Here is a 21,048-nt window from a genome sequence, read left to right as displayed (position 1 = left end):
TCGCCTCATCCGGCGGCGAGTGCATCGATCACGCTCCTGAGTCGGTCGCGTTCCAGCGGGACGGCCACAGCCCTTTCCGCATCGTGCCAGTGATTCGGGGTGCTTGCGGACAGCAGCACCACATCCAGGCCAGGGCACGACGCCACGGCCAGCAGCGCAGCGGCGGGAGCGGACAACCCGGGCCGGATGAGGTCCACCAATTCGGGTGTCATCAACCCCAGGAGTTCTCCGCCATGGAGCGGAGCGGACGCGAAGGTGATCACCCTGGCGTCGCTCGCCTCCACGAGGGGTCCGCCGCCGTGGAGCGCCTTGGCGATGGGCTCGGCCATGACCAGACTCACCGGAAGCTGTAGTCCGCTGAAGTGGTGGCTCGCAGAGCCGGCGGCTTGTTCGGCCAGGCCGAGAAGCTCTGCCACCGTCAACGCGCCCGAGCTCAGACCCGACCAGGTGGCGACGCCGTAGCCGCCGATTCGGCCGGCCTGGGCGAACTCCTCCAGTACGGCGAACGCTCCCCGTAGAAGATCGTGCAGTCGGGTGGGGTCGTGGCCGGACGCGGCCTGCTCGGGGTTGTGGACGAAGACCAGGTCGGCGCGGCCCAGCACCTTCAGGGACTGCTCGGTCTGCCACCGCACGAACGCAGGAGCGAGGCTGTGGCCCACCCCCGCCTGGTCTGGGGTGAGCACGTTGGCCTCGACGGCTGCACGGCCTTGAGCGGTCGTGAGGAAGCCCGTCTTCGTGGTCACCCGGACGCTCGGGTGAGCAGCCAACACGGAGGCCAGCTCCTGATGCGCCAAGCCGTGGGCGTAGTTGGGGGCGGTGTCCACCCACGGCGCCCCGGCGGCGAGGGCGGTGCGTGCCGCCTGGTTGACGGCGCGCACCCGGTACGTTCCCAGCGCGAGAGCGGCGGTCACAGCGCTGTTCCGACCACGGAAGCGGCCTGGCCCTCGATCAGGACGGAGAGCAGCGACGCCACGTCCTTCACCTCCAGGTCGGCTGTGGCGGCCAGCGATCCGAGGGTGGCAGGCTGTCCGGCCAGCAGAACCCGCAGCAGCGGGGCCGCCTGGCCGGCGAAGTCCCACGCGGTCCCCGCCGCCGCGAGGGTCACGGTGCCGTCCGGCCCGCTCTCGGTCATCCTGGCCCGAGGTGCGGTGAGCCGGACCGTGATCTCCGGCCGAGCCGGAAGGCCGTCGATGTAGGGCAGGGACGTGACCGCCCGCCCGTAGTGCGTGGTGTCGACCGACTCGGCCCAGCGGCCGACCAGTTCGGGATCGGACAGCTCGGTCAGCACCTCCTTGCGCAGTTCGTCGACGTACGTGGCCTGCTCGCCGCGCGGGGCGAAGCGCGGCACGTCCAGTCGCAAGGCGAGGTGGGAGCGCAGCTGGTCCACCACCCAGGTCAGCAGGTCGGCTCCGGTATGGGTGACCAGGCCGAAGGTCAGGTGCAGGGACGACGTTCCCTGGTCCGCGCTGACCGCGTGCCACCAGCCACGCGGCAGGTAGAGCACGTCCCCGGCCGTCAGGACGAGATCGGCTGCCGGGTCGCCTTCCGGCTGGTCCGGGGCCTCCACGTCCCGGAAGGTCGGCGCGGTCCGGGTGGGGGCGTACAACCGCCAGCGCTTGGCCCCGTACATCTGGACCACCACCACGTCGTGGTCGTCCCAGTGCGTGCCGAAGCCTTCCCGTTCGGTCCACGAGGCGTAGGCGTTGACCTGCACCAGCGTGCCGAGGAACCGTTCCAGGGCCTCCGCGGCGGCCCCGATCGGCGGGTGGATCTTCTCGATCGAGTCCAGCACCAGCGAGGCACCCTCGGCCAATCGCGCCTGAAGTTCAGCCGGTTGGATACGGTGCCAGGTCACCGCCCGGCGGGTGGTCACCGGCAGCGCGTACCGGTGCAGGGGCAGCATCTCGCCGTCCATCGACAGCCGAAGCCGCGGGGGCTCCAGGCGCTGGGTGGCGAGGATGGTGTTGAGGTCGTCCCAGGACAGCAGGCCGGCGACGTCGGCGGCCTGCCCGGGGATGACGGCGTAGGAGCGGTTGAACGTCTGGGCGAGGAACGAGTCCCCGCCCAGACGCGCCGCCCACGAAGCGGCATCATGCATCGTGGGCGTCCTTATCAGTCGTTGCCGTCGGAACGGCCGCTGCTGACGTCGGACGGCTGCTCGGTACGAGCCCGGGCAGCGGCGATCTTCCGCGCGGCGACCAGGAGGCCGCCCTCAGCGGCCGGAGCCGTCGGGGTGTCCTGCACCATGTGCTTCTTCCCTTCTTCTTGAGAACTCCCGCCGGGGTTCCGACGGGAAGACTGGAGTGGCGCCAGCCGACCAATGCGGGTGTGACGACCCGGCGCTGTGTCCACCCGGTCCGTGCTGTCCCAGGAGCCGGTTGGAGAAGTGAGAGGTCAGGCCGACTGCGGCAGGCAAGCTGTCTGGGCCTGCGTGGAGTAGACAAGGACGGCGAGTCGTCTGTCTCCGGTCACCAGTTGGTCAGCGGCGCACTCGAACCACACGACCTTGCCGGCGCCCTCGGGATACCAGCCCCAGGAGTGGGCGAGCCCCTCGACCAGGACGAGACCACGTCCACCCGTGATCGTGTCTTCAGCGATGCAGGGGTCGGGTGTCCGGAGGCTGTTGTCCGCGACCTCCACGCGCAGACGATCGCCGGTCCACCGCACGGTGACCCGGAATCGGGCGCCGGTGTGCTCGACCGCGTTGGTGAGCACTTCACTGGCGCACAGCTCGACGTCCCGCAGCGCGGCATCGGACAACGGAACGGTCCAGTGCTGGGCAATCCCCGTGATCAGGCGGCGGGTTGACGGGACGGCCGCCAGCTCCGGTTCAACCTCCCACGTCTGTGGTGCCGGCAGATCGGCGTTGTTCGTCGGGCCCATCAGCACGGACCTCCCTCTCAGTCGGGGTTCCTCCGGCTTGCCCTCGGAGGAACCCCAGGATTGCCGGGTGGGCGGTTCCGGAATAAGGGCCAGGTGTGTACCCACCATGGGTAGACTTGCGGTCAGTTATGCCACGTGACACCGAGTGATGATCTTCCCGGTGCTGGGGGTGCCGGACATGACCGAATCCACGGCTTCGTCGGGGCTGCCGAGCCGCTTACTGGCGGATCCCGAGATGGTCGCCGCATGCAAGGTGCGGGACTTCGCGGTCATCTTCGGGTTGGCGAAGGCCAGAGGTGGCTTCCATCCGTCGCGCATCGCCAGGGTCTGCGAGCTGACTCCCAGTCGAGTGGGTGAAGTCATTGCGGGCGGTCGGACGATCACCAACATGGCCGTCATCGAGCGCATTGCGGACGGCCTCCGTATCCCCGGCCACATGGTCGGCCTTGCTCCCCGAGCGTGGGAGCGTCAGTCAGCCCCTTCTCGGGACACCGCGCGGCCGATGAACCACCAGGTCACCTCAACTGGGGATTCGGTGCTGCCGAATCGCGAGCTGGACGACATCCTCGCCATCGCGGCCGGCGCCAAGGCCACGCCGACGGTTCTCAGGTCCCTCCAGTCCTCCATCGAGGACTACTGGCGACGCGACGACGAGCACGGCGGCGAAGCCCTTAGGCCGGCCGTGATGGGCCAACTGCGGTACGTTATGGGGATACTGCGCGACACTTCCGATCCTAACTACCAGCGCAGTCTCCACGGCATCGCGGCCGAACTCGCACGCCTCACGGGGTGGACGTACTTCGACGCCCGGCAGTACAGCACGGCTCGGACCTACTTCACCGAGGCTCTGCGTCTGGCGCGCGAGATCGATGACCGCCCGTTCGTCGCCAACGTGCTCTCCTGCCTCAGCCTCCAGGCCACCTACGAGGACAAGGCCCGCGACGCCATCACCCTGGCCCGGGCCGCGCAGGACAGCGCTCGGTTCGACGCCGGCACGCCGAGGCTGATGGCGATGCTGTCCATGCGGGAAGCCTTCGGCCATGCCAGCGCGCAGGACCAGGAGGCCACCCGCCGAGCCATCGCGGACGCGCACCGGCACTTGGAGCGGATCGACCCGGCCGATGACGGCCCGGCGTGGGTCCAGTACTTCGATCGGACGAAGCTCACCGTCGACACCGGCATCGCGTTGGGCCAGCTCGGCGACGCTTCGGCGGCCGAACCGCTCATCGAAGAGGCTATGCGCAGCGAGGCACCGGCGAACCTGCGAGGGCGCGCGTTCCATTCCTTCTGGCTCGCGCGCACCCAACTCCAAAGGCGAGAGATGGAGTTGGCGTGCGCCACGGCCGGGAGGGCCCTTGACCTGGCAGTCGAGGTGGCGTCCCCCAGAGTGCTCGCGCACCTCCAGGAGTTCCGTCAGCTGCTGGTGCCCTACCGCACCGCTCGGCCGGCCGCCGAGTTGTCGGTGCGCATCCGGGACGTGAGCGTCTGACTACAGGCCGGCCTCATCGAGCAGCAGGTACAGCACACCGACGAGGGAGCCACTGCTGACGATCTCGCGACGGTCGATCATGCCGCGCAGCTCGGTGAGCGGAATCCACTCTATGCGGTCCGACTCGTTCCGTTCGGTCGGCGGTCCGGCGTACTCGACGGCGTCGGCCCGGAAGACGAAGTGTTCCGAGTCGGTGATCCCGTTCGCGGGTTGCGCGTAGATGAGCGGCTTGACCTCACCGGTCTTCCAGCCCGTCTCCTCCAAGACCTCGCGGGCGGCGGCCTCGGCCGGGGTCTCGTCGGCTTCGATCAGGCCCATGGGAAGCTCCCAGGCCCACGAGTCGGTGATGAAGCGGTGCCGCCACATCATCAGCACCTGCTTCTGGTCGTTCACCACCGCGGCCACGGCCAGGTGCCGCAGCTTGAGCACGTGGTGCTCCCAGCGGTGCCCGTCGGGCTGCTCGACATCGACCAACCACAGGTTCACCCATGGGTTCTCGTAGATGGGACGTTCCCCGTGGATCTTCCACTGCATCGTTTGAGGCCCCTCTCGATTGACCTTCAGCATGTCAGACCCAAGCGGCGCAGCCAGCCTGTTCCGGCGAATTTGTGTCAAGGTGACGAATACGGATGTTCACGATCAACGACGAGGCTGGCGGCGTCCGCTGGATACAGCCCGCCGACCTTGACCAGTACGACATCCACCCCCGGCATGCGCCAGTAGATCGGCGACTACCTCGCCGGCATTTACTCCCACCTAGGCTGAGGCGTCAGGCACCACATCGGAGTTGACGTCGTTTGTCACGAACTACGCATGGCGGCCATGGGCTGGTTCGAGCGGGTGGCGAAGCTGCGGGAGTGGACGAACAACGAGGTCGATCGGTCGTTCGTTCACCGCACGCACACTGCGCCCCGGGGCCGAGGGTGGAGGGGGCAGGTGTTCGCCCTGGGTCCGACCCGTCGCGGGTCGGGCCCAGGGCGTGTGCCGGCGCAACCGGCTACTGCGCGTCCCGCTCGGCGGCCTCGGCGAGGCGCTTGATGGTCGCCAGCCGTCGGTCCCAGTCGGTGGCGAGGGCGGCCATCCACCGTGCCGTGGCGTCGAGCGCCGCCGGTCGCACCGCGTACCGCACCTCGCGGCCGACCCGGGCGGCGGTGACCAGTCCGGCGCCGTCCAGGACGGCGAGGTGCTTGACCACCGCCTGCCGCGAGACGGGCAGGCGTTCGGCGAGCGTGGTCGCGGTGGCCTCGCCCCGCTCGGCCAGCAGGTCCAGCAGTTGACGCCGGGTCGGGTCGGCGAGGGCGGCGAGGACGCCGTCGACCGGCTCGGCGGCGCCGCGGCCCTCGTCGGTCATGCGGACGGCTGTTCGGCGCGCTTGCGGAACGCGTCGAGCACCTGGGGCCATCCGCCGGTGTTGTCCTCGACCGCCTTGCTGCGCAGTTCCTCGGATCCGGCCAGGGCCGCGAATCCGCTCTCGACGACGCGCAGCCGCGTCCGGTCGCCCTCGGGGATCAGCGTGAACTCCACGAGGGTGCTGTTGTCCTCGCGCAGGTCCTCGCCGGGGAAGGCGCTGGCCCAGCGGTAGGCGAGGTAGGTCGGCCGCTCGACCTTCTCGACCCGCACCGGGAACTCGCCGTACTCGGGGTTCTTCGCCACCATCGACTCGCCTTCCCGCGCCACGGTGCCGGCCAGGCTCGCCTCCTCGGCGACCCAGAACCCGGGCTGGGCCACCAGGGTCCAGACGTGCTCCAGGGACGCCTCGATCAGGGTCTCGCGCTCGATCCGGTCGTTGCTCATGAGGAACTCCTTCGTCGCTGCCCAGTGTGTGCAACTCCAGAGTTGCACGTCGGCCCACGAGGTGCAACCTCAGAGTTGCGCGTGTTGGGATGTGGCCCTACGCCCCGGGCGGCGGCGCGAGCACCATCGGCCAGGCGTCCTCCGCGTCGAGCAGGTCGTCGAGCGTGTCGTCCGGGCCCGCCGGGAAGACCACGGTCGCGGAGGCCGCCCGCGCGCACAGCTCCGGCTCCACCCCGGCCTCCACCCGGAGCACCAGTACGGCCTCCGGGTCGACGGGCGAGCGCTCGGCGAACGCCGCCGCGTCCACGCCGACCTGGCCCAGCGCGACCGGGTGCACGGCGACGTCGACCGCCAGGCGGTCGCCGCTCAGGGCGCGCTCGGCCCAGCCGTCGGTCTGCGCCAGGTAGAACACGCCGTCGCCCTCGTGGCAGTAGTCGCCCAGCCGGGCGACGGTGCGCTCGGCCGGCGGGCCGTCGGGGTCGACGAGGAGCGTCACGACGGGCACGTCCGGCTCGTCGGGGTCGACGCCGGTACGGATGTGGAGCCGGGCCACGGGGACCTCCGGGGACGGAGCGGGCGGACGGGCCACCAGTAGAGCAGGCCCGCCCGGGCGGGTCCGGGGCGGGCGTGCCGCCCGCTGCTGCCAGCGCCGGCCTCAGGCGGGGCTGCCGGCGCGATCGTGCAGCGCCTCGGCCATGGGTGACGCCCCGTCGGTGACGAACCCGCGGATCGAGGCCAGGTACTCGTCGCGGTCGATGCGGCCGTCACCGTCGGTGTCCAGTGCCTCGAAGGCCTTCGCGGCGTTGTCGGCGGAGTTGCCCAGCGCGGCCCGGAGCCGGGTGAACTCCGCGCGCCCCAGGGTCCCGTCCCCGTCCGCGTCGGCGAGGTCGAACAGCGCCCCCAGCGCCCGCCGGCAGACCTCGTCGAAGGCGTCGCCGCCCGCCCACGCCGCGTACTCCTCGAAGGTGACCCTGCCGTCGCCGTTCGCGTCCATCGACGCGAACACGCGCTCGTGGGCCGAGCGCGCGGCGGAGACCAGCGGGTCCGCCGCGTCCCGGCCGAGTGCGGCCGCGGCCCGCTCGGGGCGGGTCAGGTACTCCTGCCGGGAGATGACGCCGTCACCGTCCACGTCCAGCATGGTGAAGATGTGCCCCTTGGCGGTGGTGGTGTCCATGAACGTGCCCTTCGCGAAGCGGGGTCGGGTGATCATTGCTGTCCTCGCCCCGATCAACGCCGGGCCCCGGCTCGGGGTCACGTCCGGTCGGGCAGGACGGCAAGGGCGGTGTCGACCCCGGTCGCGCCGGGTGCGGGCGTTGCGCCGGGAGGGAAATGGGGTGGGCTTTCGCGCAGCCGATCCCTAGGGTGGCGCGATGATCATTTCTCATGATGTGGCCGGCAGCGGCCCGGCGGTCGTCCTGGTGCACTCCACGGTCTGTGACCGGCGGATGTGGGACCGGCAGGTGCCCGCCCTGGTCGGAGCCGGCCTGCGGGTCGTCCGCTGCGACCTGCGGGGCTTCGGCGAGACGCCCGTGCCGGACCGCCCGTACGACAACGCCCAGGACGTGGTGGACCTCCTGGACCGGCTCGGGGTCGAGCGCGCGGCGCTGGTCGGCGCGTCCGGCGGGGGCCGGGTCGCGCTGGCGGTGGCAAGCCGCTGGCCGCAGCGGGTGACCGCGCTCGCGCTGCTCTGCACGGCGCTGGCCGGGCAGGAGCCCAGCGACGGGCTCCGGGCGTTCGGCGAGCGCGAGGACGCGCTGATCGAGGCGGGGGACATCGCCGGGGCGACCGCCCTCAACGTGGCGGCCTGGCTGGGCCCCGAGGCGGACGAGGAGGCCCGTGCGCTGGTCCGGGAGATGCAGCAGCACGCCTTCGAGGTCCAGCTGGCCGCCACCGAGGAGTTCGGCCAGATCAAGGTCGACACCGACCCGTCCGACGTCACGGCGCCCACCCTGCTCGTCACCGGCGCGCACGACTTCCCGGACTTCCAGTGGATCGCCGACCACCTCGCCGACCGCATCGCCGGCGCCCGCCGCCTCGACCTCCCCTGGGCGGGCCACCTGCCCGCCCTGGAACGCCCCGACGAGCTCAGCGCCCTGCTGCTCGACTTCCTGGGCACCGAACTTCCCGGCAGCGCCTGACCCCTGCCGCATGCCCGCGTACCCGGCCTCCCGCTAGTCGGCCGTGCCCGGGCAGCCGCAGGAGCGGCGGATCACCATGCGGGCGGGGAAGGTGTGTGCGCCCGCGGGGACGGGCTCCTCGTTCGCCTTGGCGGTCAGGACGAGGTCGACGGCGGCCCGGGCCATCGCGTCCTGGGCGGTGGCGACGGTGGTGAGCGGCGGGCCGGCGATGACGGCCTCCGCGATGTCGTCGAAGCCGGCCACCGCGAGGTCCTCCGGCACCCGGATGCCGAGGTCGTCCGCGGCGCGCAGCAGGCCGATCGCCTGGTCGTCGGTCGCGCAGAACACGGCGGACGGCCGGTCGGGCCGGGCCAGCAGCGCGAGTGCCTCGGCGTGCGCGCGGACGCGGTCGAAGGGCGCGGGCGTCAGCCGGCCGTCGGTGGGCAGGCCGGCGTCGGCCAGGGCGGCCGCCCAGCCGGCGGTGCGGGAGGTCACCGGGTCGTTCGGGCTGAGCGCGAACGTCCCGCCGAAGCAGTGGACTTCGGCGTGGCCGTGGTCCAGCAGGTGCCGCACCACCGCGCGCGCCCCGCCGTCGTCGTCGGCGACGACGGCTGCCCCGCTCTCGGTCTCCGCCCGGTGGTGCAGCAGCACGACGGGGGTGCCGTCGGTGGCCTCGAAGCCGGCCACCCCGGGTACGGACGGGTCCTGGGTGACCAGGATCAGCCCGTCCACCTGCATGCCGAGGAAGGCCCGGATGTAGTGCGCCTCCCGCTCGTCGGCGTAGTCGGAGTTGCCGATCAGCAGCAGCCGGCCGCGCTCGGCCGCCGCCTGCTCCACCATGTGCGCGAGCCCGGCGAAGAACGGCTGCCGGGCGTCCGGCACGACCATGCCGATCAGGTTGGTCCGCCGGCGGGCCATGGCCTGGGCGACCCGGTTCGGCCGGTACCCCAGCTCCTCGACCGCCGCCAGGACGCGGGCCCGGGTGGCCGCCGCCACCGGCCGCGGCCCGTCGTTGATCACATAGCTGACCACCGCCGTCGACGTTCCCGCCGCGCGCGCCACGTCGTCCCGCGTCACCCTCACCATGCCCGCGAGCCTACACACCACCTCTGACCAGGCCCGGAGAAGTCGCTCGTGAAGGGGGCGCGGAGCGGTCGCGGACTTCAGGCGAGCCGCTCGATCACCATCGCCATGCCCTGGCCGCCGCCGACGCACATGGTCTCCAGGGCGAACTGCTTGTCGTGCCACTGGAGGGAGTTGATCAGGGTGGTGGTGATGCGGGCGCCGGTCATGCCGAAGGGGTGGCCGACGGCGATGGCGCCGCCGGTGACGTTGAGGCGGTCGAGGTCGATGCCCAGGTCGCGGCGGGAGGGGATGACCTGGGCGGCGAAGGCTTCGTTGATCTCGACGAGGTCGATGCGGGTGATGCCCTTGAGGGCGGCGAGGTTCTCGGCGGTCTGGCCCATCGCGATGTAGGCGTCGGGCAGCAGGCCGTCCTCGCGCGGGTCGTGCCACTCGCCCGCCCGTCGCCCGCCGCCGCCGGCGTCGTGAAGGCGCGGACCTCGCCGACCAGGCCGTTGAGGGTCCGGCCGCCGTCCTTGACGATCTTGCCTCAGTAGGTGTGATCGGCCGTCACGTCCGCCGCGAGGTCGAGCGCGCGCTCGGCCGGCCCGCCCCGCAGGGCCAGCAGCGTCAGCGTGAGCGCGTCGATCACGGCCAGGTGGGCGATCCGGCTGGCGGTGGTTTCGAGCCCGAAGACGAGGTCCTGCCCGCCGGCGACCAGGGTGTGGGTGGCGGCCTCGCTCAGCGGCGAGCGGGCGTAGCTGGTGAGCGCGACGACGCTCGCCCCGGCGTCCCGGGCGCGGCGGGCGGTGTCGACCACGGTGGGCGTCGCGCCGGTGTGGCTGACGGCCAGGCAGGCGCCGGTGGGCGGGAGCCCGGCGGCGGCCAGTTGGGCGGTGAGCGGGTCGGCGGGGGAGTCGACCGGGATGCCGAGGGCGCGCAGGCGGTAGGCGGCGTCCAGCACGACCGCGCCGGAGAGGCCCGCGCCGACCAGCACGACCCGGTCGGCCGTGTTCAGCACCTCGGCCGCCGCCCGCAGGCTCTGCGTGGGCAGCGTGGTGGCGATCCCGTCGAGCGCCTCCCGGGCGGCGCGGACGGTGTCGGTCAGCGCGCGGGCGGCCGGGTCCGCGTCCGCGCCGGGGTCCGGCGCCGGGGTCGGCGCCTGGCGGACGGCCGCGATCTTCAGCTCCTGGTAGCCCTTGAAGCCCAGCCGCTGGCACGCCCGCACCACCGACGAGGAGGCGGTGCCGGCCAGTTCGGCGACGTCGCTGACGCTCAGGTGCACCAGATCGGCCCCCCGGTCGAGGACGACCTGCGCGACGCGTGCCTCGGTGCCGCGCAGCTCGCCGAGGCGGGCCCGGACGTGCGCGGCCAGCTGCGATTCCAGCGGCGAGAAATCGGAATGCTCTTCCATGGAATCAGGGTATCGTGGAATTCTGTTCCAGCCCGTCGGAGGGGAGTTTCGCCATGCCCGCACTCGCGCTCGCGCTGCCGAGCGGTGGGTCGGCGGCGGCCGTGCCGGTCGCCGTCCTCGCCGCGGCGGTCCTGCACGCCGTCTGGAACGGGCTGGCGCACCGGATCCCGGACAAGCTGGTCGGCTTCGCCCTGATCAACCTCGCGTACACCGCCTGCGCCGTCGTGCTGGTCGCGCTCAATCCGCTGCCGGCCGCCGCGGCCTGGCCGTACCTCATCGCCTCGGTGGTGATGCAGGTGGCGTCCCAGCTCCTGCTCCTGCGCGCCTACCAGCTCGGGGACTTCGGGCAGATGTACCCGATAGCGCGGGGTTCGGCGCCGCTGCTGGTGGCGCTGCTGTCCGTGACACTGCTCGGCCAGGGCCTGGGCGGCGGGGAGTTGCTGGGCGTCCTGGTGATCTCCTGCGGCCTGATCGGGCTGGCCCTCGCCAAGGGGATACCCGGGCGGGCGCAGCTGCCCGCTCTCGGCGCGGCCGCCGGTACCGGCGTGATGATCGCCTCGTACACCGTGCTGGACGGCAGCGGTGTCCGGCACGCCGGTACCGTCGGCGGTTACGTGGCCTGGCTCTTCCTGCTCCAGGGGCCGAGCCTGGCGCTGATCGCCTGGGTCCGGCGGGGCCGCGGCCTGTTCGTCGGGGTCGGCCGGGTGGTGCCGGTGGGGATCGTCGGCGGGGTGCTCTCCCTGACCGCCTACGGCCTGGTGGTCTGGGCACAGTCCCGGGGCAACCTGGCGACCATCGCCGCACTGCGCGAGACGAGCATCGTGATCGCCGCGTTGATCGCCACGGTGGTCTTCCGCGAACGCCTCGGCCGGCTTCGGATGACCGCCAGCGCCGCCGTCCTGGCCGGGATCGCCGTCCTGGAGTTCGCCCGCCCGTGACGCTCTTCCAACGCGGTCGGGCGGGCGGCGACCTCAGGGGACGATGACCGTCAGCGTGCTCTTGGTGAGCCGGAAGCCCAGCGATTCGTACAGGTGGCGGGCGGCGTTGCCCTCGGTCACGGCCAGTCCCATCTCGGGGCTTCCGCGGTCGGCGAGGTCGGCCATCACCCGGCGCATGACGTCGCGGCCGAGCCCGGGGTAGCCGAGGCCCGGATGCCGGAAGACATGGGCGATCCAGGGCGTGCCGTCGAAGTCGGTCACGACGGCTCCGGCCACGACCTGGTCGTCCGCGTCCACGATCAGGGCGCTGGACGGCAGCACCGGGCCGACGATCCGACCGGCCAGCAGGGCGCGCAACTCCGCCAGCCCGGCCTGCTCGTCGCGGTCGGGGCGGTGGTCCGGGTGGCCCGGGCCGAACGCCGCGCCCAACGCCGGGGCGAGTTCCTCGGCGTCCCGGTCGCACGGCACGCTGCGGTACCCGTCCCGCAGCGGAGTCAGGGCCCAGTCGGCCCACCCGGCCGGAGGCGGATCACCGGCGAGGTCCCGCAGCATGGCGTGACCGAGCCGGAGCGCGCGGGCCCCGCGACGCAGCAGCCGCTCGCCGAAGTCGACGGGACCGGAGACGATCCAGCCCGACATGTCCGAGAGTACGAACTCCACCGGGTCGACGGTGCTCACGGCCTCGCCGACGCCCGGGGCTCCGGGGCCCAGCACCTCCAACAGGCTGGCCCACGGCCGCCCTTCGCGCTCCCCGCGCTGGTAGCGCACCACGGGAAGGCCGTCGATGTCGCGCCCCAACCGCCAGTCGGGTTCCGTCTCGGCCACGCCGGTCCGTCCAATCTCCGGGAGCAGTCTGCCTCCCGCCATGATCGGCGGGAGGCCACCGGAGATCAAGGGGTGCCGTCGGAGGCCTCGACCGGCGTTCCGGGCGCCCGCGCCGAACCCGCCGCTGCCTCATGACCCGAACCCGCCGCTGCCTCATGACACCGTCGCCGCCCGGACGCAGAGCACGTCCGGCAGGTGGGAGAGCAGCAGTCGCCAGCTCTCGCCCTCGTCGGGGCTGCCGTAGACCTCGCCGGTGCGGTTGCCGAAGTAGATGCCGGCCGGATCGGCGTCGTCGGTGCGCAGGGCGTCGCGCAGGACGACGCCGTAGTGGTCCTCGCCCGGCAGGCCGTTCGCGAGGGGGTGCCAGCTGTCCCCGCCGTCCTCGGTGCGGAAGACCCGGCAGCGGCGGCCCGGCGGGATGCGGTCGTCGGCGCCGCCGAGGGGGAAGAGGTAGGCGGTGTCGGCCCGGCGCGGGTGGGCGGCGACGGCGAAGCCGAAGTCGGCGGGCAGGCCGTCGGTGACGGACCGCCAGCTCGCGCCCGCGTCGTCACTGCGGTACACGCCGCCGTGGTTCTGCAGGTAGAGGCGGTCCCGCCGGACGGCGTCCGGTGCGATCTTGTGCACGCACTGGCCGAACTCGGGGTACTGGCGCTCCTCCGGGAAGAACTCCGCGCGCAGCCCGGTGTTGGAGGGCTCCCAGCTCGCGCCGCCGTCCTTGCTCCGGTAGACGCCGCCGCTGGAGACGGCGACCAGCAGCCGCCCTGCGTCCCGCGGGTCGGTGAGGATCGTGTGCAGCCCCTGGCCGCCGTAGCCGGCGCCCCACTCGGACCGTTGCGGGTGGTTCCAGAGCGGTTCGACCAGGGCGAAGGTCTCCCCGCCGTCCTCGGAGCGGAACAGCGCCGCCGGTTCGGTGCCCGCGTAGACCACGCCGGGTGCCTCGTCGCCGGCGGGCTGGAGCTGCCAGACCCGGGTGAGCGAGGCACCGGTGTGCTCGGGGAAGCGGACGGCGGGCTTCGACGGCTCGGTCCAGCGCGCGCCGAGGTCGTCCGAGCGCCAGACCGACGGGCCCCAGTGGCTGCTGTCCGCCCCGACCAGCAGCCGGACCCGGCCGGCCCGGCGGTCGATCGAGACGGAGTAGATCGCGTTCATCGGGAAGTGCGGCCCGCTGAACTCCCAGCTCAGCCGGTCGCGGCTGCGGCCGAGAAAGAGGCCCTTCTCGGTTCCGACGGCCAACAGCACCTCGGTCATGCCAGCCACCACCTGGTCGGTGAAACGGCCCCCACCGGACACCCCTCCACCGGCCAGTCTCCCGCTGTCCGCCCGGGGCCACACCTCGCCGCGCCGGGCCCGCCGGAGCCGGGCCCGGCTCCGGGGCCACAGCCCGCCTGGCTCGCTGCGCCGGGCGCGCTCAGCCCCGGCAGCCCTCCAGCAGGCGCAACCACACCTCGCTGATCGTGGGGTACGCGGGCACGGCGTGCCAGAGCCGGTCGATCGGCACCTCACCGACCACCGCGACGGTGGCCGAGTGCAGCAGCTCCGCGACCCCGGGGCCGACGAAGGAGGCGCCGACCAGCACCTGGCGGTCCTGGTCGAAGACCACCCGGGCCCGGCCGCGGTAGTCGTCGCCGTAGAGCGAGGCGCCGGCGACGGCGCCGAGGTCGTGGTCGACCGACCTGACCCGCAGTCCGGCCCGCTCGGCGGCCTCCAGAGTGAGGCCGACGGCCGCCACCTCCGGCTCGGTGAAGACGACCTGCGGCGCTCCGGCGCTGTCGGCGGACGCGGCGTGCGCGCCCCAGCGAGCGGTGTCCAGCGGCCGCCCCTCGGCGCGCGCGACGATCGCCGCGCCCGCGATCCGGGCCTGGTACTTGCCCTGGTGGGTGAGCAGGGCCCGGTGGTTCACGTCCCCGGCCGCGTACAGCCAGTCGCCGTCGACGCCGAGCACGGTGCAGCTGTCGTCCACGTCCATCCAGGCGCCCGGCTTCAGGCCGACCTGCTCCAGCCCGACGTCGGCCGTGCGCGGGGCACGGCCGGTCGCGTAGAGCACCTCGTCGGCGGTCAGCCGCTCACCGTCGCCGAGCACCAGCGTCACCCCGGCGCCGTCGACGCGTTCCAGTGAGGCCACCTCGGTCCCGAAGCGCAGGTCGACCCCGGCGGCCTTCAGGCCCTCCGCGACCAGCTCGCCCGCGAACGGCTCCATCCGGGGCAGCAGCGCGTCGCCGCGCACCAGCAGGACGACCTCCGCGCCGAGCGCGCGCCAGGCGGTGGCCAGCTCCACGCCGACCACGCCGCCGCCGACCACGGCCAGACGCCCGGGCACGGCGGGTGAGCCGGTCGCCTCCCGGTTGGTCCACGGCCGGGCCTCGGCCAGCCCCGGGACGCCCTCCGGCAGCACCGGCCGGCTGCCGGTGCAGACCGCGACGGCGTGCCGGGCGGTGAGCAGCCGCTCGGAGCCGTCCTCGGCCTCGACCGTGACCGCCCGTACGCCGGCCAGGCGGCCGTGTCCGCGGACCAGTTCGATGCCGGTGTCGCGGAGCCACCGGACCTGGCCGTCGTCCTGCCAGTGCGAGGTGAACGAGTCGCGCCGGGCCAGTACGGCGGCCGGGTCCAGGGCGGCGCCGCCGACGGCCTCGCGCGCACCGGCCACGGCGCGGGCGCCGGCCAGCGCGGCCACCGGGCGCAGCAGCGCCTTGCTCGGCATGCAGGCCCAGTACGAGCACTCGCCGCCGACCAGTTCGGCCTCGACGATCACCGTGCGCAGCCCGGCGGCGGCGGTCCGTTCGGCCACGTTCTCGCCGGTCGGGCCGGCGCCCACCACGATGACGTCGTACTCCTCGGGCGTGGTCGTCATGCGCGGTCCTCCGTCGTGTCGATGGTCACCCCGGCGCGCAGGGCCAGGGTGACGGGGGTGCGTTCGCAGACGTCGAGCAGCCGGGCGCGCTGGGCGTCGTCGAGTGCGCCGGTGAGCGAGACCAGGCGCGAGACCCGCCCGCGGCTCCCGTCGGTCTCGTATCCGAGCCTGACCCGGACGGCCTCCAACGGCCACTCCTTGCGCTCCGCGTACATCCGCAGGGTGATCGCGGTGCACGAGCCGAGCCCGGCGAGCAGCAGCGCGAACGGCTCCGGCCCGCTGTCCGAACCGCCGCGACGCACCGGCTCGTCGGCGGTCAGGGCGTGCGTGCCGGCCTTCACGTCGACGTGGAACGGTGCGTCGGTGCTGCTGCCGGACACCACGGCGGTGGTGACCCGCCGGAACTGCGGCGCGGCCACGGCCGTCTCGGCGCTCGTCGTGCTGGTCGGGGTCTGGCTCATGGCGGGCGGGCCTCGCTCTCGTTCGGTGTCACGGGGCGCGCGGGGGCACGGGCGCCGTGCCCATCCTGCGCCGCCCGGGCCGCCGCGCGCAGCCGAACACGCGGGCGAGTGCGCCGTGGGGCAGGTGGCCGGGCGCGCAGGGAATGGACGGCCGAGCGGACCGCCGGGTCACTGCCCCGTCGAGCCCGTCGAGCCCGTCGAGCCCGTCGGCTCGGTGAGCGCCGCGAGCTCCGCCAGCACCGCCGCCGTCTCCGCCGGCCGCGAGAACATCGGCCAGTGCCCGGTCGCCAGCTCGCGCAGCTCCCACTCCGGGCCGCCGAGCTGCGAGAAGTACGGATGACCGGAGGCGATCATGGCGCGGACCTGCTCCAGCGGGAACGAGCAGGAGATCAGCGCCTTCGGCAGGGCCGCGCCGGCGCCGCTGAGCCGCAACGGCTCGGTGAAGCAACGGACGGGCTGGTCGGTGGCCCGCCCGCGGATGTCGGCCAGGGCGGCGTCGTCCAGCCCGTCCACGCCGGCGCCGGAGGCGACGAGCTCCTCCCAGGACGGCATCGGGTGGCGCCAGCCGTCGACCAGGGAGGCCATGACGCGGGCCCGGTAGTCGGCCTCCCAGAGGTCGCCCAGTGCGGACCCGTCGGGGACGGGACCGCTGTCGAGGTAGACCACGCGCCGGATCCGCTCGGGCATCCGGTCGGCCGCGCCGGTGGCCGGCGTGCTGCCGCCGCTGTGGGCGACGAGGATGACGTCCCACAGGTCCTCGCGCGTCAGCAGGCCGGTGAGGTCGGCGATGTGGGTCTCCAGGCCGACCTCCGGCCCGGCCTCGGCGGAGCGCTCGGCCATCCCGGTGAGGCTCACCGCGTGGACGGTGTGCCCGGCCTCGCGCAGCGGGCGGGCGACGTCGTCCCACGCCCAGGCGCCCAGCCAGAAACCGGGGACGAGTACGAAGGTGCTCATGGGACCACTCCTTGTCCGGGGGAAACCGTCATGGACGACTCTAGGATCGGAACCGGACAGATCTCGCCCGGATTAAATCGAACTCCGGCCCGGCGGTCCGGCCGACGAACCGGACGACGAAGGGGAGCCGATGAACCACCCGGTCAGCCGCGTCCTCGCCCTGCTGGAGCTGCTCCAGGCCCGGCCCGGCCTCACCGGCGCGGAGCTGGCCGCCCGCCTGGAGGTGGACGAGCGCACGGTGCGCCGGTACGCGGCCCGGCTGGCCGACCTCGGCATCCCCGTCCAGGCCGACCGCGGCCGGTACGGCGGCTACCGGCTGCGCCCCGGCTTCCGGCTGCCGCCGCTGATGCTCACCGAGGACGAGGCGGCCTCGGTGGTGCTCGGACTGCTGGCCGGGCGCCGCTCGGGGCTCTCGGTGGGGGAGCAGGCCGCCGAATCGGCGCTCGCCAAGATCCAGCGGGTGCTGCCGACGCAACTGCGGGAGCGCGTCGCGGCGGTGGAGCAGACCCTCGGGCTGACCTCGGCACCCGCCGCCGGCCCGAGCCCGGCCGCCACCGCGCTGTTCGCGCTCGCCGAGGCGGCCCGCCGCCGGCGCAGGGTCCGGCTCGCCTACCGCGACCGGCTGGGCGAGCCGAGCGAGCGCGAGTTCGACCCGTACGGGCTGGTCTTCCACTCGGGCCGCTGGTACACCACCGGGCTGGACCACCGCAGCGGTGAGCTGCGGACCTTCCGCTTGGACCGGATCGGGACCGTCGAGCCGAGCGGGACCGCCTTCGAGCCGCCGGAGGGCTTCGACCCGGTCCAGCGGGTGGTGGAGTCGCTGGCCTCGGTGCCGTGGACGCACGAGGTGGAGGTCGTCCTCACGACCACCCTCGCCGACGCCCGGCAGCGCATCCCGCCCGTCGTCGGGTCGCTCACCGAGACCGAGGACGGGCGCGTGCTGCTGCGCGCCCGGGCCCAGAACCTCGACGGGGTCGCGGTGATGCTGGCCGGGCTCGGCCGCCCCTTCACCGTCCGCCGCCCGGACGCGCTGCGCGAGGAGGTCAGGGCGCTCGCCGCCCGGCTGGCCGGGTGGGCCGAACCGGGGTAGCGCCCGCCCGGGCCGGCGCGCCCGTGCCTCAGGGCCTCAGCGCATCAGTTGCCTCAGTGCACGGCGGGGGCGAGTTCGTCCACGCCCGCCCGGTCCTCGGCCTCGCCGGTGCGCATCCGCCGCTGCGGGCGGCGGATCAGCAGATAGCCGAGGCCCGCCAGGGTCACCAGGCCGACGCCGAGCACGGCGGCCCACACCTGGTACCAGGGCGCGCCGGGCGGCGCCAGGATGCTGCGCGGCCAGCAGATGTTGACCACCTCCAGGCCGGTCCACAGCACCGCCAGGGCGTTGACCACCGTTCCGGCGCGTCCGTACGCGACCTGGCCGGACGGTCGCCAGACGCCCCGCAGCCGGGCGAGCAGCGCGGCCAGGCTGAGCAGGAAGAACGGCAGGAAGGTCGCGGCGGTGCCGAAGGCGATCAGGCTGCCCATCGCGGTGGACTCCAGCCCGAGCGGCAGCGCGGCCGCGCTGACCAGGGTGGCCGCGACCAGCCCGCCGATCGGCGCCCGGTGCCGGTTGACCCGGCGGACCCGGTCGGCGAACGGGAAGACGCCGTCCCGGGCCAGCGAGTAGAGGCCGCGGGCGGCGCCGCCCTGCGAGGCCAGCAGGCAGGCGGTGAACGAGATCAGCACGACGACCACGAACGGCTTGGCGGACCAGTCGCCGAAGGCCGAGGTGACGGCGGTGGTGACCGGGTCGAGGTCCTCGCCGCGCACCACGGCGGCCGGGTCCGGGTGGGCGAGTTCCACGGCGACGGCGTTCAGGATCACCACGACGCCGACGCTCAGCAGCGCCCACCACATCGCCCGCGGCACCTGCCGGCCCGCGTCCTTGGTCTCCTCGGCGGTGGAGACGCACGCGTCGAAGCCGATGAACGCCCAGCCGCCGACGGCGATCACCGCCAGGAAGGCCGCTCCGGTGGAGACCCCGGCGGTGGCGGGGGCGTCCAGCAGGTCGGTGAGCAGGCCGAGGCCGTGGGCCCGGAAGAGCAGCAGCAGCGCGAAGCCCACCAGCACGGAGGCGACCGCCTCGGCGGCGATGCCCAGGGAGACGAACCGGCGCAGCACGTTGACGCCGTAGGCGTTGACCAGCGTGCAGGCGAGCAGGAACGCCACCGACACCAGCACCAGCTGCGCGGGTGTCGGGGTCAGCCCGAAGAGCGCGAAGAACCACGGCGAGGCCAGATAGGCGACGGTGGTGTTGGCGAACATCACCGCGAACTGCCACATCCAGCCGGTCAGCCAGGCGAAGGTCGGTCCGGTGAGGCGTCGGCTCCACTGGTAGGCGCCGCCGGCCAGTGGCCACTGCGAGGCGAGTTCGGAGTAGACCGCCACCACCAGCATCTGGCCGAGCAGGCAGACCGGCAGCGCCCAGACCCAGGCGCCGCCGGCCACGCCGAGGCCGACCTGGCCGACGGCGTAGAGGCCGACCACGGGGGAGACGACGGCGAAGCCCATCGAGATGTTGCCGAGCACGCCGAGGCTGCGGCGCAGTTCCTGGCGGTAGCCGAGGGCGGCGAGCCGCTCGGCGTCGGTGCCGCTACCGCTGCTGCCCGGGCCGGCGTCGGTGCCGGGGCCGCCCGGGTCGGTGCCGCTGTCGCTCGGGCCGCTGCCGGTCGGGGTGCCGGGCGTCTCGGCGCCGCGGGTTCTCGGGAGGTTGTCGGTCATGGGGCGTCCACCTTGCCGTCGCCCGTGGCGAGCCCCTCGGACGGGCCCGCCACAGAAAACTAACTTTGTTAGTCAGGGACGGTAAACCCCCCACCCCGGGCATGGGAAGAGTCGAGACCGGGCTGTAATACCGTGGGGCGACGCAGCCGGCAGGGAGGGGCGAAGAGCGTGGGACGACCGACCAGGGCATTGCTGAGCAGGGAGATCATCGCCAGGGCCGCTCTCGACGTGGTCGACGAACAGGGCTCCGACGGCCTCACCATGCGCGCCGTCGCCGACCGGCTGGGCGTGAAGGCGGCCTCGCTCTACAACCACGTGAGCGGCAAGGACGAGCTGATCGACGGGCTCGCCGAACTCGTCAACGCCGGGATCGACCTCCGACCGCTGAGCGGCACCAGTGGCACGAGCGGCTCCGGCGGCGACTGGCGGCCGGGGCTCACCGCGTACGTGCGCGGCTACCGCGCCGCCTTCCTGCGGCACCCCAACACCATCGCGCTGCTCGCCCGCCGCCGGGTCGAGGCCGAACGTCAACTGCTGGGCTACGAGGCCCTGCTAGGCGCGCTGGGCCGGGCCGGCCTCGCGCCCGCCGACGCCGCCGAGGCAGCGGCCGCGATCGATTATTTGGTGCTCGGCTCCGCGCTGGAGACCTTCACCGCGGGCTTCACCCGCTCCTCGGCCGACTACCGGCCCCGCTACCCGGCCCTCGCCGGCGCGCTGGAGGCCTCCGCCGCACGCGGCGGCGGGCCCGGCACCGGAGCGCCCGGGCTGGACGAGCGCGGCTTCGAACTCGCCCTGCGCCTCCTCCTGGACGGCCTCGCGGCCCGCCTGGCCGCGGCCTGACCGGGCGGCCCCACCCGGGGAACACCGACCCCGGGGAACGCCGACGGGCCCGGGGGCGCACGCCACCCGGGCCTACCGTCGCAAGGACGCCCGCGCGCCCGGACGGCTCAGGCCGCGCCGGACCGCCCGGGTCGTTCGGGCCGCCCCGACGGCCGCCGGGCGGTCACGCCTCGTGGCCGCCGTTCTGCTCCGCCGCCACCTTGCGCTTCACCTCGTCCATGTCCAGCTTGCGGGCCTGCCCGATCAGATCCTCGAAGACGGCCTCCGGCAGCGCGCCCGCCTGCGAGAAGACCAGTACCCCCTCGCGGATGATCGCCAGCGTCGGGATCGACTGGATGCCGAAGGCGGCGGCCAGCTCCTGCTGCGCCTCGGTGTCGACCTTGGCGAACACCAGGTCCGAGTGGCGCTCGGCCGCCTTCTCGTACACCGGGGCGAACTGCCGGCACGGGCCGCACCAGGCCGCCCAGAAGTCGATGAAGACGAAGTCCTTGCCATCCTGGCCAGGGACGATGTCGTCGAAGTTCTCCTTGGTCAGCTCGACCGTGTTGCTCATCTCGCGGTTCCTGCCCTTCCGGGGGTGGCGGTTCAGGCCATCTGCCCGGCACAACCGCGACCGCCCGCACACTATTCCGAAGATTCCCGGCCGCGCGTTGAGCACCGCGCCGC

At 73.4% G+C, this 21,048-nt stretch carries 23 protein-coding genes and 1 pseudogene; 5 read left to right on the top strand and 19 right to left on the bottom strand.

Translation table 11 applies throughout. The features are described from left to right. Window positions 1-5: 5 nt before the first annotated feature. From ACFVYI_RS16035 to ACFVYI_RS16020, 4 genes are all read right to left on the bottom strand, one after another. Window positions 6-911: an aldo/keto reductase gene (locus tag ACFVYI_RS16035; protein WP_387885576.1), complete on the bottom strand. Its 906-nt coding sequence runs from the start codon at window positions 909-911 to the stop codon at window positions 6-8. Then, window positions 908-2,098: a cupin domain-containing protein gene (locus ACFVYI_RS16030; protein WP_387885573.1), complete on the bottom strand. Its 1,191-nt coding sequence runs from the start codon at window positions 2,096-2,098 to the stop codon at window positions 908-910. The genes ACFVYI_RS16035 and ACFVYI_RS16030 overlap by 4 nt, the downstream gene beginning before the upstream one ends. A 14-nt stretch (window positions 2,099-2,112) precedes the next feature. Then, on the bottom strand, window positions 2,113-2,247 hold the full coding sequence (locus ACFVYI_RS16025; RefSeq protein ID WP_281404025.1) for a hypothetical protein: 135 nt from the start codon (window positions 2,245-2,247) through the stop codon (window positions 2,113-2,115). Window positions 2,248-2,394: 147 nt separating this feature from the next. Then, entirely contained in the window at window positions 2,395-2,883 is a 489-nt protein-coding gene (locus tag ACFVYI_RS16020; protein WP_387885754.1) for an ATP-binding protein, read from the bottom strand. A gap of 178 nt (window positions 2,884-3,061) precedes the next feature. Here ACFVYI_RS16020 and ACFVYI_RS16015 point away from each other — a divergent pair, with 178 nt between their 5' ends. After that, a complete protein-coding gene (locus ACFVYI_RS16015) occupies window positions 3,062-4,372 on the top strand; it encodes a hypothetical protein (RefSeq protein WP_387885571.1) in 1,311 nt (436 codons plus the stop codon). Here the strand turns inward: ACFVYI_RS16015 and ACFVYI_RS16010 are convergent, their stop codons facing one another. The 5 genes from ACFVYI_RS16010 to ACFVYI_RS15990 all read right to left on the bottom strand — a co-directional run bounded on the left by ACFVYI_RS16010 (window position 4,373) and on the right by ACFVYI_RS15990 (window position 7,376). Then, window positions 4,373-4,906, bottom strand: a complete 534-nt coding sequence (locus ACFVYI_RS16010; RefSeq protein ID WP_387885569.1) for an NUDIX hydrolase — start codon at window positions 4,904-4,906, stop codon at window positions 4,373-4,375. A 463-nt stretch (window positions 4,907-5,369) separates the two neighbouring features. Next, entirely contained in the window at window positions 5,370-5,723 is a 354-nt protein-coding gene (locus ACFVYI_RS16005; protein ID WP_387885566.1) for an ArsR/SmtB family transcription factor, read from the bottom strand. After that, on the bottom strand, window positions 5,720-6,166 hold the full coding sequence (locus tag ACFVYI_RS16000) for an SRPBCC domain-containing protein (protein ID WP_387885563.1): 447 nt from the start codon (window positions 6,164-6,166) through the stop codon (window positions 5,720-5,722). The genes ACFVYI_RS16005 and ACFVYI_RS16000 overlap by 4 nt, the downstream gene beginning before the upstream one ends. Before the next feature lie 97 nt (window positions 6,167-6,263). Next, window positions 6,264-6,719: a hypothetical protein gene (locus ACFVYI_RS15995; protein ID WP_387885561.1), complete on the bottom strand. Its 456-nt coding sequence runs from the start codon at window positions 6,717-6,719 to the stop codon at window positions 6,264-6,266. Window positions 6,720-6,821: 102 nt separating this feature from the next. Beyond that, window positions 6,822-7,376: an EF-hand domain-containing protein gene (locus ACFVYI_RS15990; RefSeq protein ID WP_387885559.1), complete on the bottom strand. Its 555-nt coding sequence runs from the start codon at window positions 7,374-7,376 to the stop codon at window positions 6,822-6,824. Window positions 7,377-7,536: 160 nt separating this feature from the next. Between ACFVYI_RS15990 and ACFVYI_RS15985 the strand changes: the two genes are divergently transcribed. Beyond that, window positions 7,537-8,304 (top strand): alpha/beta fold hydrolase, encoded by a 768-nt coding sequence (locus tag ACFVYI_RS15985; RefSeq protein ID WP_387885558.1) that lies wholly within the window; start codon window positions 7,537-7,539, stop codon window positions 8,302-8,304. 33 nt (window positions 8,305-8,337) lie between these two features. On the opposite strand, the gene ACFVYI_RS15980 is transcribed toward ACFVYI_RS15985, so the two are convergent. From ACFVYI_RS15980 to ACFVYI_RS15970, 3 genes and pseudogenes are all read right to left on the bottom strand, one after another. Beyond that, window positions 8,338-9,369 (bottom strand): LacI family DNA-binding transcriptional regulator, encoded by a 1,032-nt coding sequence (locus ACFVYI_RS15980; RefSeq protein WP_387885555.1) that lies wholly within the window; start codon window positions 9,367-9,369, stop codon window positions 8,338-8,340. Between the two features lie 77 nt (window positions 9,370-9,446). Next, window positions 9,447-9,710: pseudogene (locus ACFVYI_RS15975) on the bottom strand (acetyl-CoA C-acyltransferase); the annotation flags it as partial. A 185-nt stretch (window positions 9,711-9,895) separates the two neighbouring features. After that, window positions 9,896-10,759 (bottom strand): MurR/RpiR family transcriptional regulator, encoded by an 864-nt coding sequence (locus ACFVYI_RS15970; protein WP_387885553.1) that lies wholly within the window; start codon window positions 10,757-10,759, stop codon window positions 9,896-9,898. A gap of 53 nt (window positions 10,760-10,812) precedes the next feature. On the opposite strand from ACFVYI_RS15970, the gene ACFVYI_RS15965 reads away from it, so the two are divergent. After that, window positions 10,813-11,697 carry an EamA family transporter gene (locus ACFVYI_RS15965; protein WP_387885550.1) on the top strand — a complete coding sequence of 295 codons (885 nt, stop codon included), beginning with the start codon at window positions 10,813-10,815 and terminating at the stop codon, window positions 11,695-11,697. A gap of 33 nt (window positions 11,698-11,730) precedes the next feature. Here ACFVYI_RS15965 and ACFVYI_RS15960 read toward each other — a convergent pair whose 3' ends face one another. The 5 genes from ACFVYI_RS15960 to ACFVYI_RS15940 form a co-directional block, all read right to left on the bottom strand. Next, complete coding sequence (locus tag ACFVYI_RS15960) at window positions 11,731-12,522, bottom strand: GNAT family N-acetyltransferase (protein ID WP_387885548.1); 792 nt, start codon at window positions 12,520-12,522, stop codon at window positions 11,731-11,733. Window positions 12,523-12,675: 153 nt separating this feature from the next. Further along, window positions 12,676-13,770 carry a WD40/YVTN/BNR-like repeat-containing protein gene (locus ACFVYI_RS15955; RefSeq protein ID WP_387885545.1) on the bottom strand — a complete coding sequence of 365 codons (1,095 nt, stop codon included), beginning with the start codon at window positions 13,768-13,770 and terminating at the stop codon, window positions 12,676-12,678. A gap of 160 nt (window positions 13,771-13,930) precedes the next feature. Continuing rightward, entirely contained in the window at window positions 13,931-15,370 is a 1,440-nt protein-coding gene (locus ACFVYI_RS15950) for a dihydrolipoyl dehydrogenase family protein (protein WP_387885544.1), read from the bottom strand. Beyond that, window positions 15,367-15,831 carry an OsmC family protein gene (locus ACFVYI_RS15945; RefSeq protein ID WP_387885542.1) on the bottom strand — a complete coding sequence of 155 codons (465 nt, stop codon included), beginning with the start codon at window positions 15,829-15,831 and terminating at the stop codon, window positions 15,367-15,369. The genes ACFVYI_RS15950 and ACFVYI_RS15945 overlap by 4 nt, the downstream gene beginning before the upstream one ends. A gap of 168 nt (window positions 15,832-15,999) precedes the next feature. Beyond that, window positions 16,000-16,785, bottom strand: coding sequence for an alpha/beta fold hydrolase (locus ACFVYI_RS15940; protein WP_387885540.1), 786 nt, complete (start codon window positions 16,783-16,785; stop codon window positions 16,000-16,002). Window positions 16,786-16,915: 130 nt separating this feature from the next. Between ACFVYI_RS15940 and ACFVYI_RS15935 the strand changes: the two genes are divergently transcribed. Then, a complete protein-coding gene (locus ACFVYI_RS15935; protein ID WP_387885539.1) occupies window positions 16,916-17,875 on the top strand; it encodes a helix-turn-helix transcriptional regulator in 960 nt (319 codons plus the stop codon). Window positions 17,876-17,928: 53 nt separating this feature from the next. On the opposite strand, the gene ACFVYI_RS15930 is transcribed toward ACFVYI_RS15935, so the two are convergent. After that, complete coding sequence (locus ACFVYI_RS15930; RefSeq protein ID WP_387885538.1) at window positions 17,929-19,542, bottom strand: APC family permease; 1,614 nt, start codon at window positions 19,540-19,542, stop codon at window positions 17,929-17,931. Window positions 19,543-19,710: 168 nt separating this feature from the next. On the opposite strand from ACFVYI_RS15930, the gene ACFVYI_RS15925 reads away from it, so the two are divergent. Next, on the top strand, window positions 19,711-20,382 hold the full coding sequence (locus tag ACFVYI_RS15925) for a TetR/AcrR family transcriptional regulator (RefSeq protein ID WP_387885536.1): 672 nt from the start codon (window positions 19,711-19,713) through the stop codon (window positions 20,380-20,382). A 163-nt stretch (window positions 20,383-20,545) separates the two neighbouring features. Here the strand turns inward: ACFVYI_RS15925 and trxA are convergent, their stop codons facing one another. Continuing rightward, window positions 20,546-20,935 (bottom strand): thioredoxin, encoded by a 390-nt coding sequence (gene trxA, locus ACFVYI_RS15920; protein WP_380573004.1) that lies wholly within the window; start codon window positions 20,933-20,935, stop codon window positions 20,546-20,548. Window positions 20,936-21,048: the final 113 nt, after the last annotated feature.

It is taken from the genome of Kitasatospora sp. NPDC058218 (genome assembly GCF_042882445.1).
Classification (GTDB): domain Bacteria; phylum Actinomycetota; class Actinomycetes; order Streptomycetales; family Streptomycetaceae; genus Kitasatospora.
Note: the sequence above shows the minus strand (reverse complement) of the source record. Positions and strands in the feature narration are given on the sequence as shown.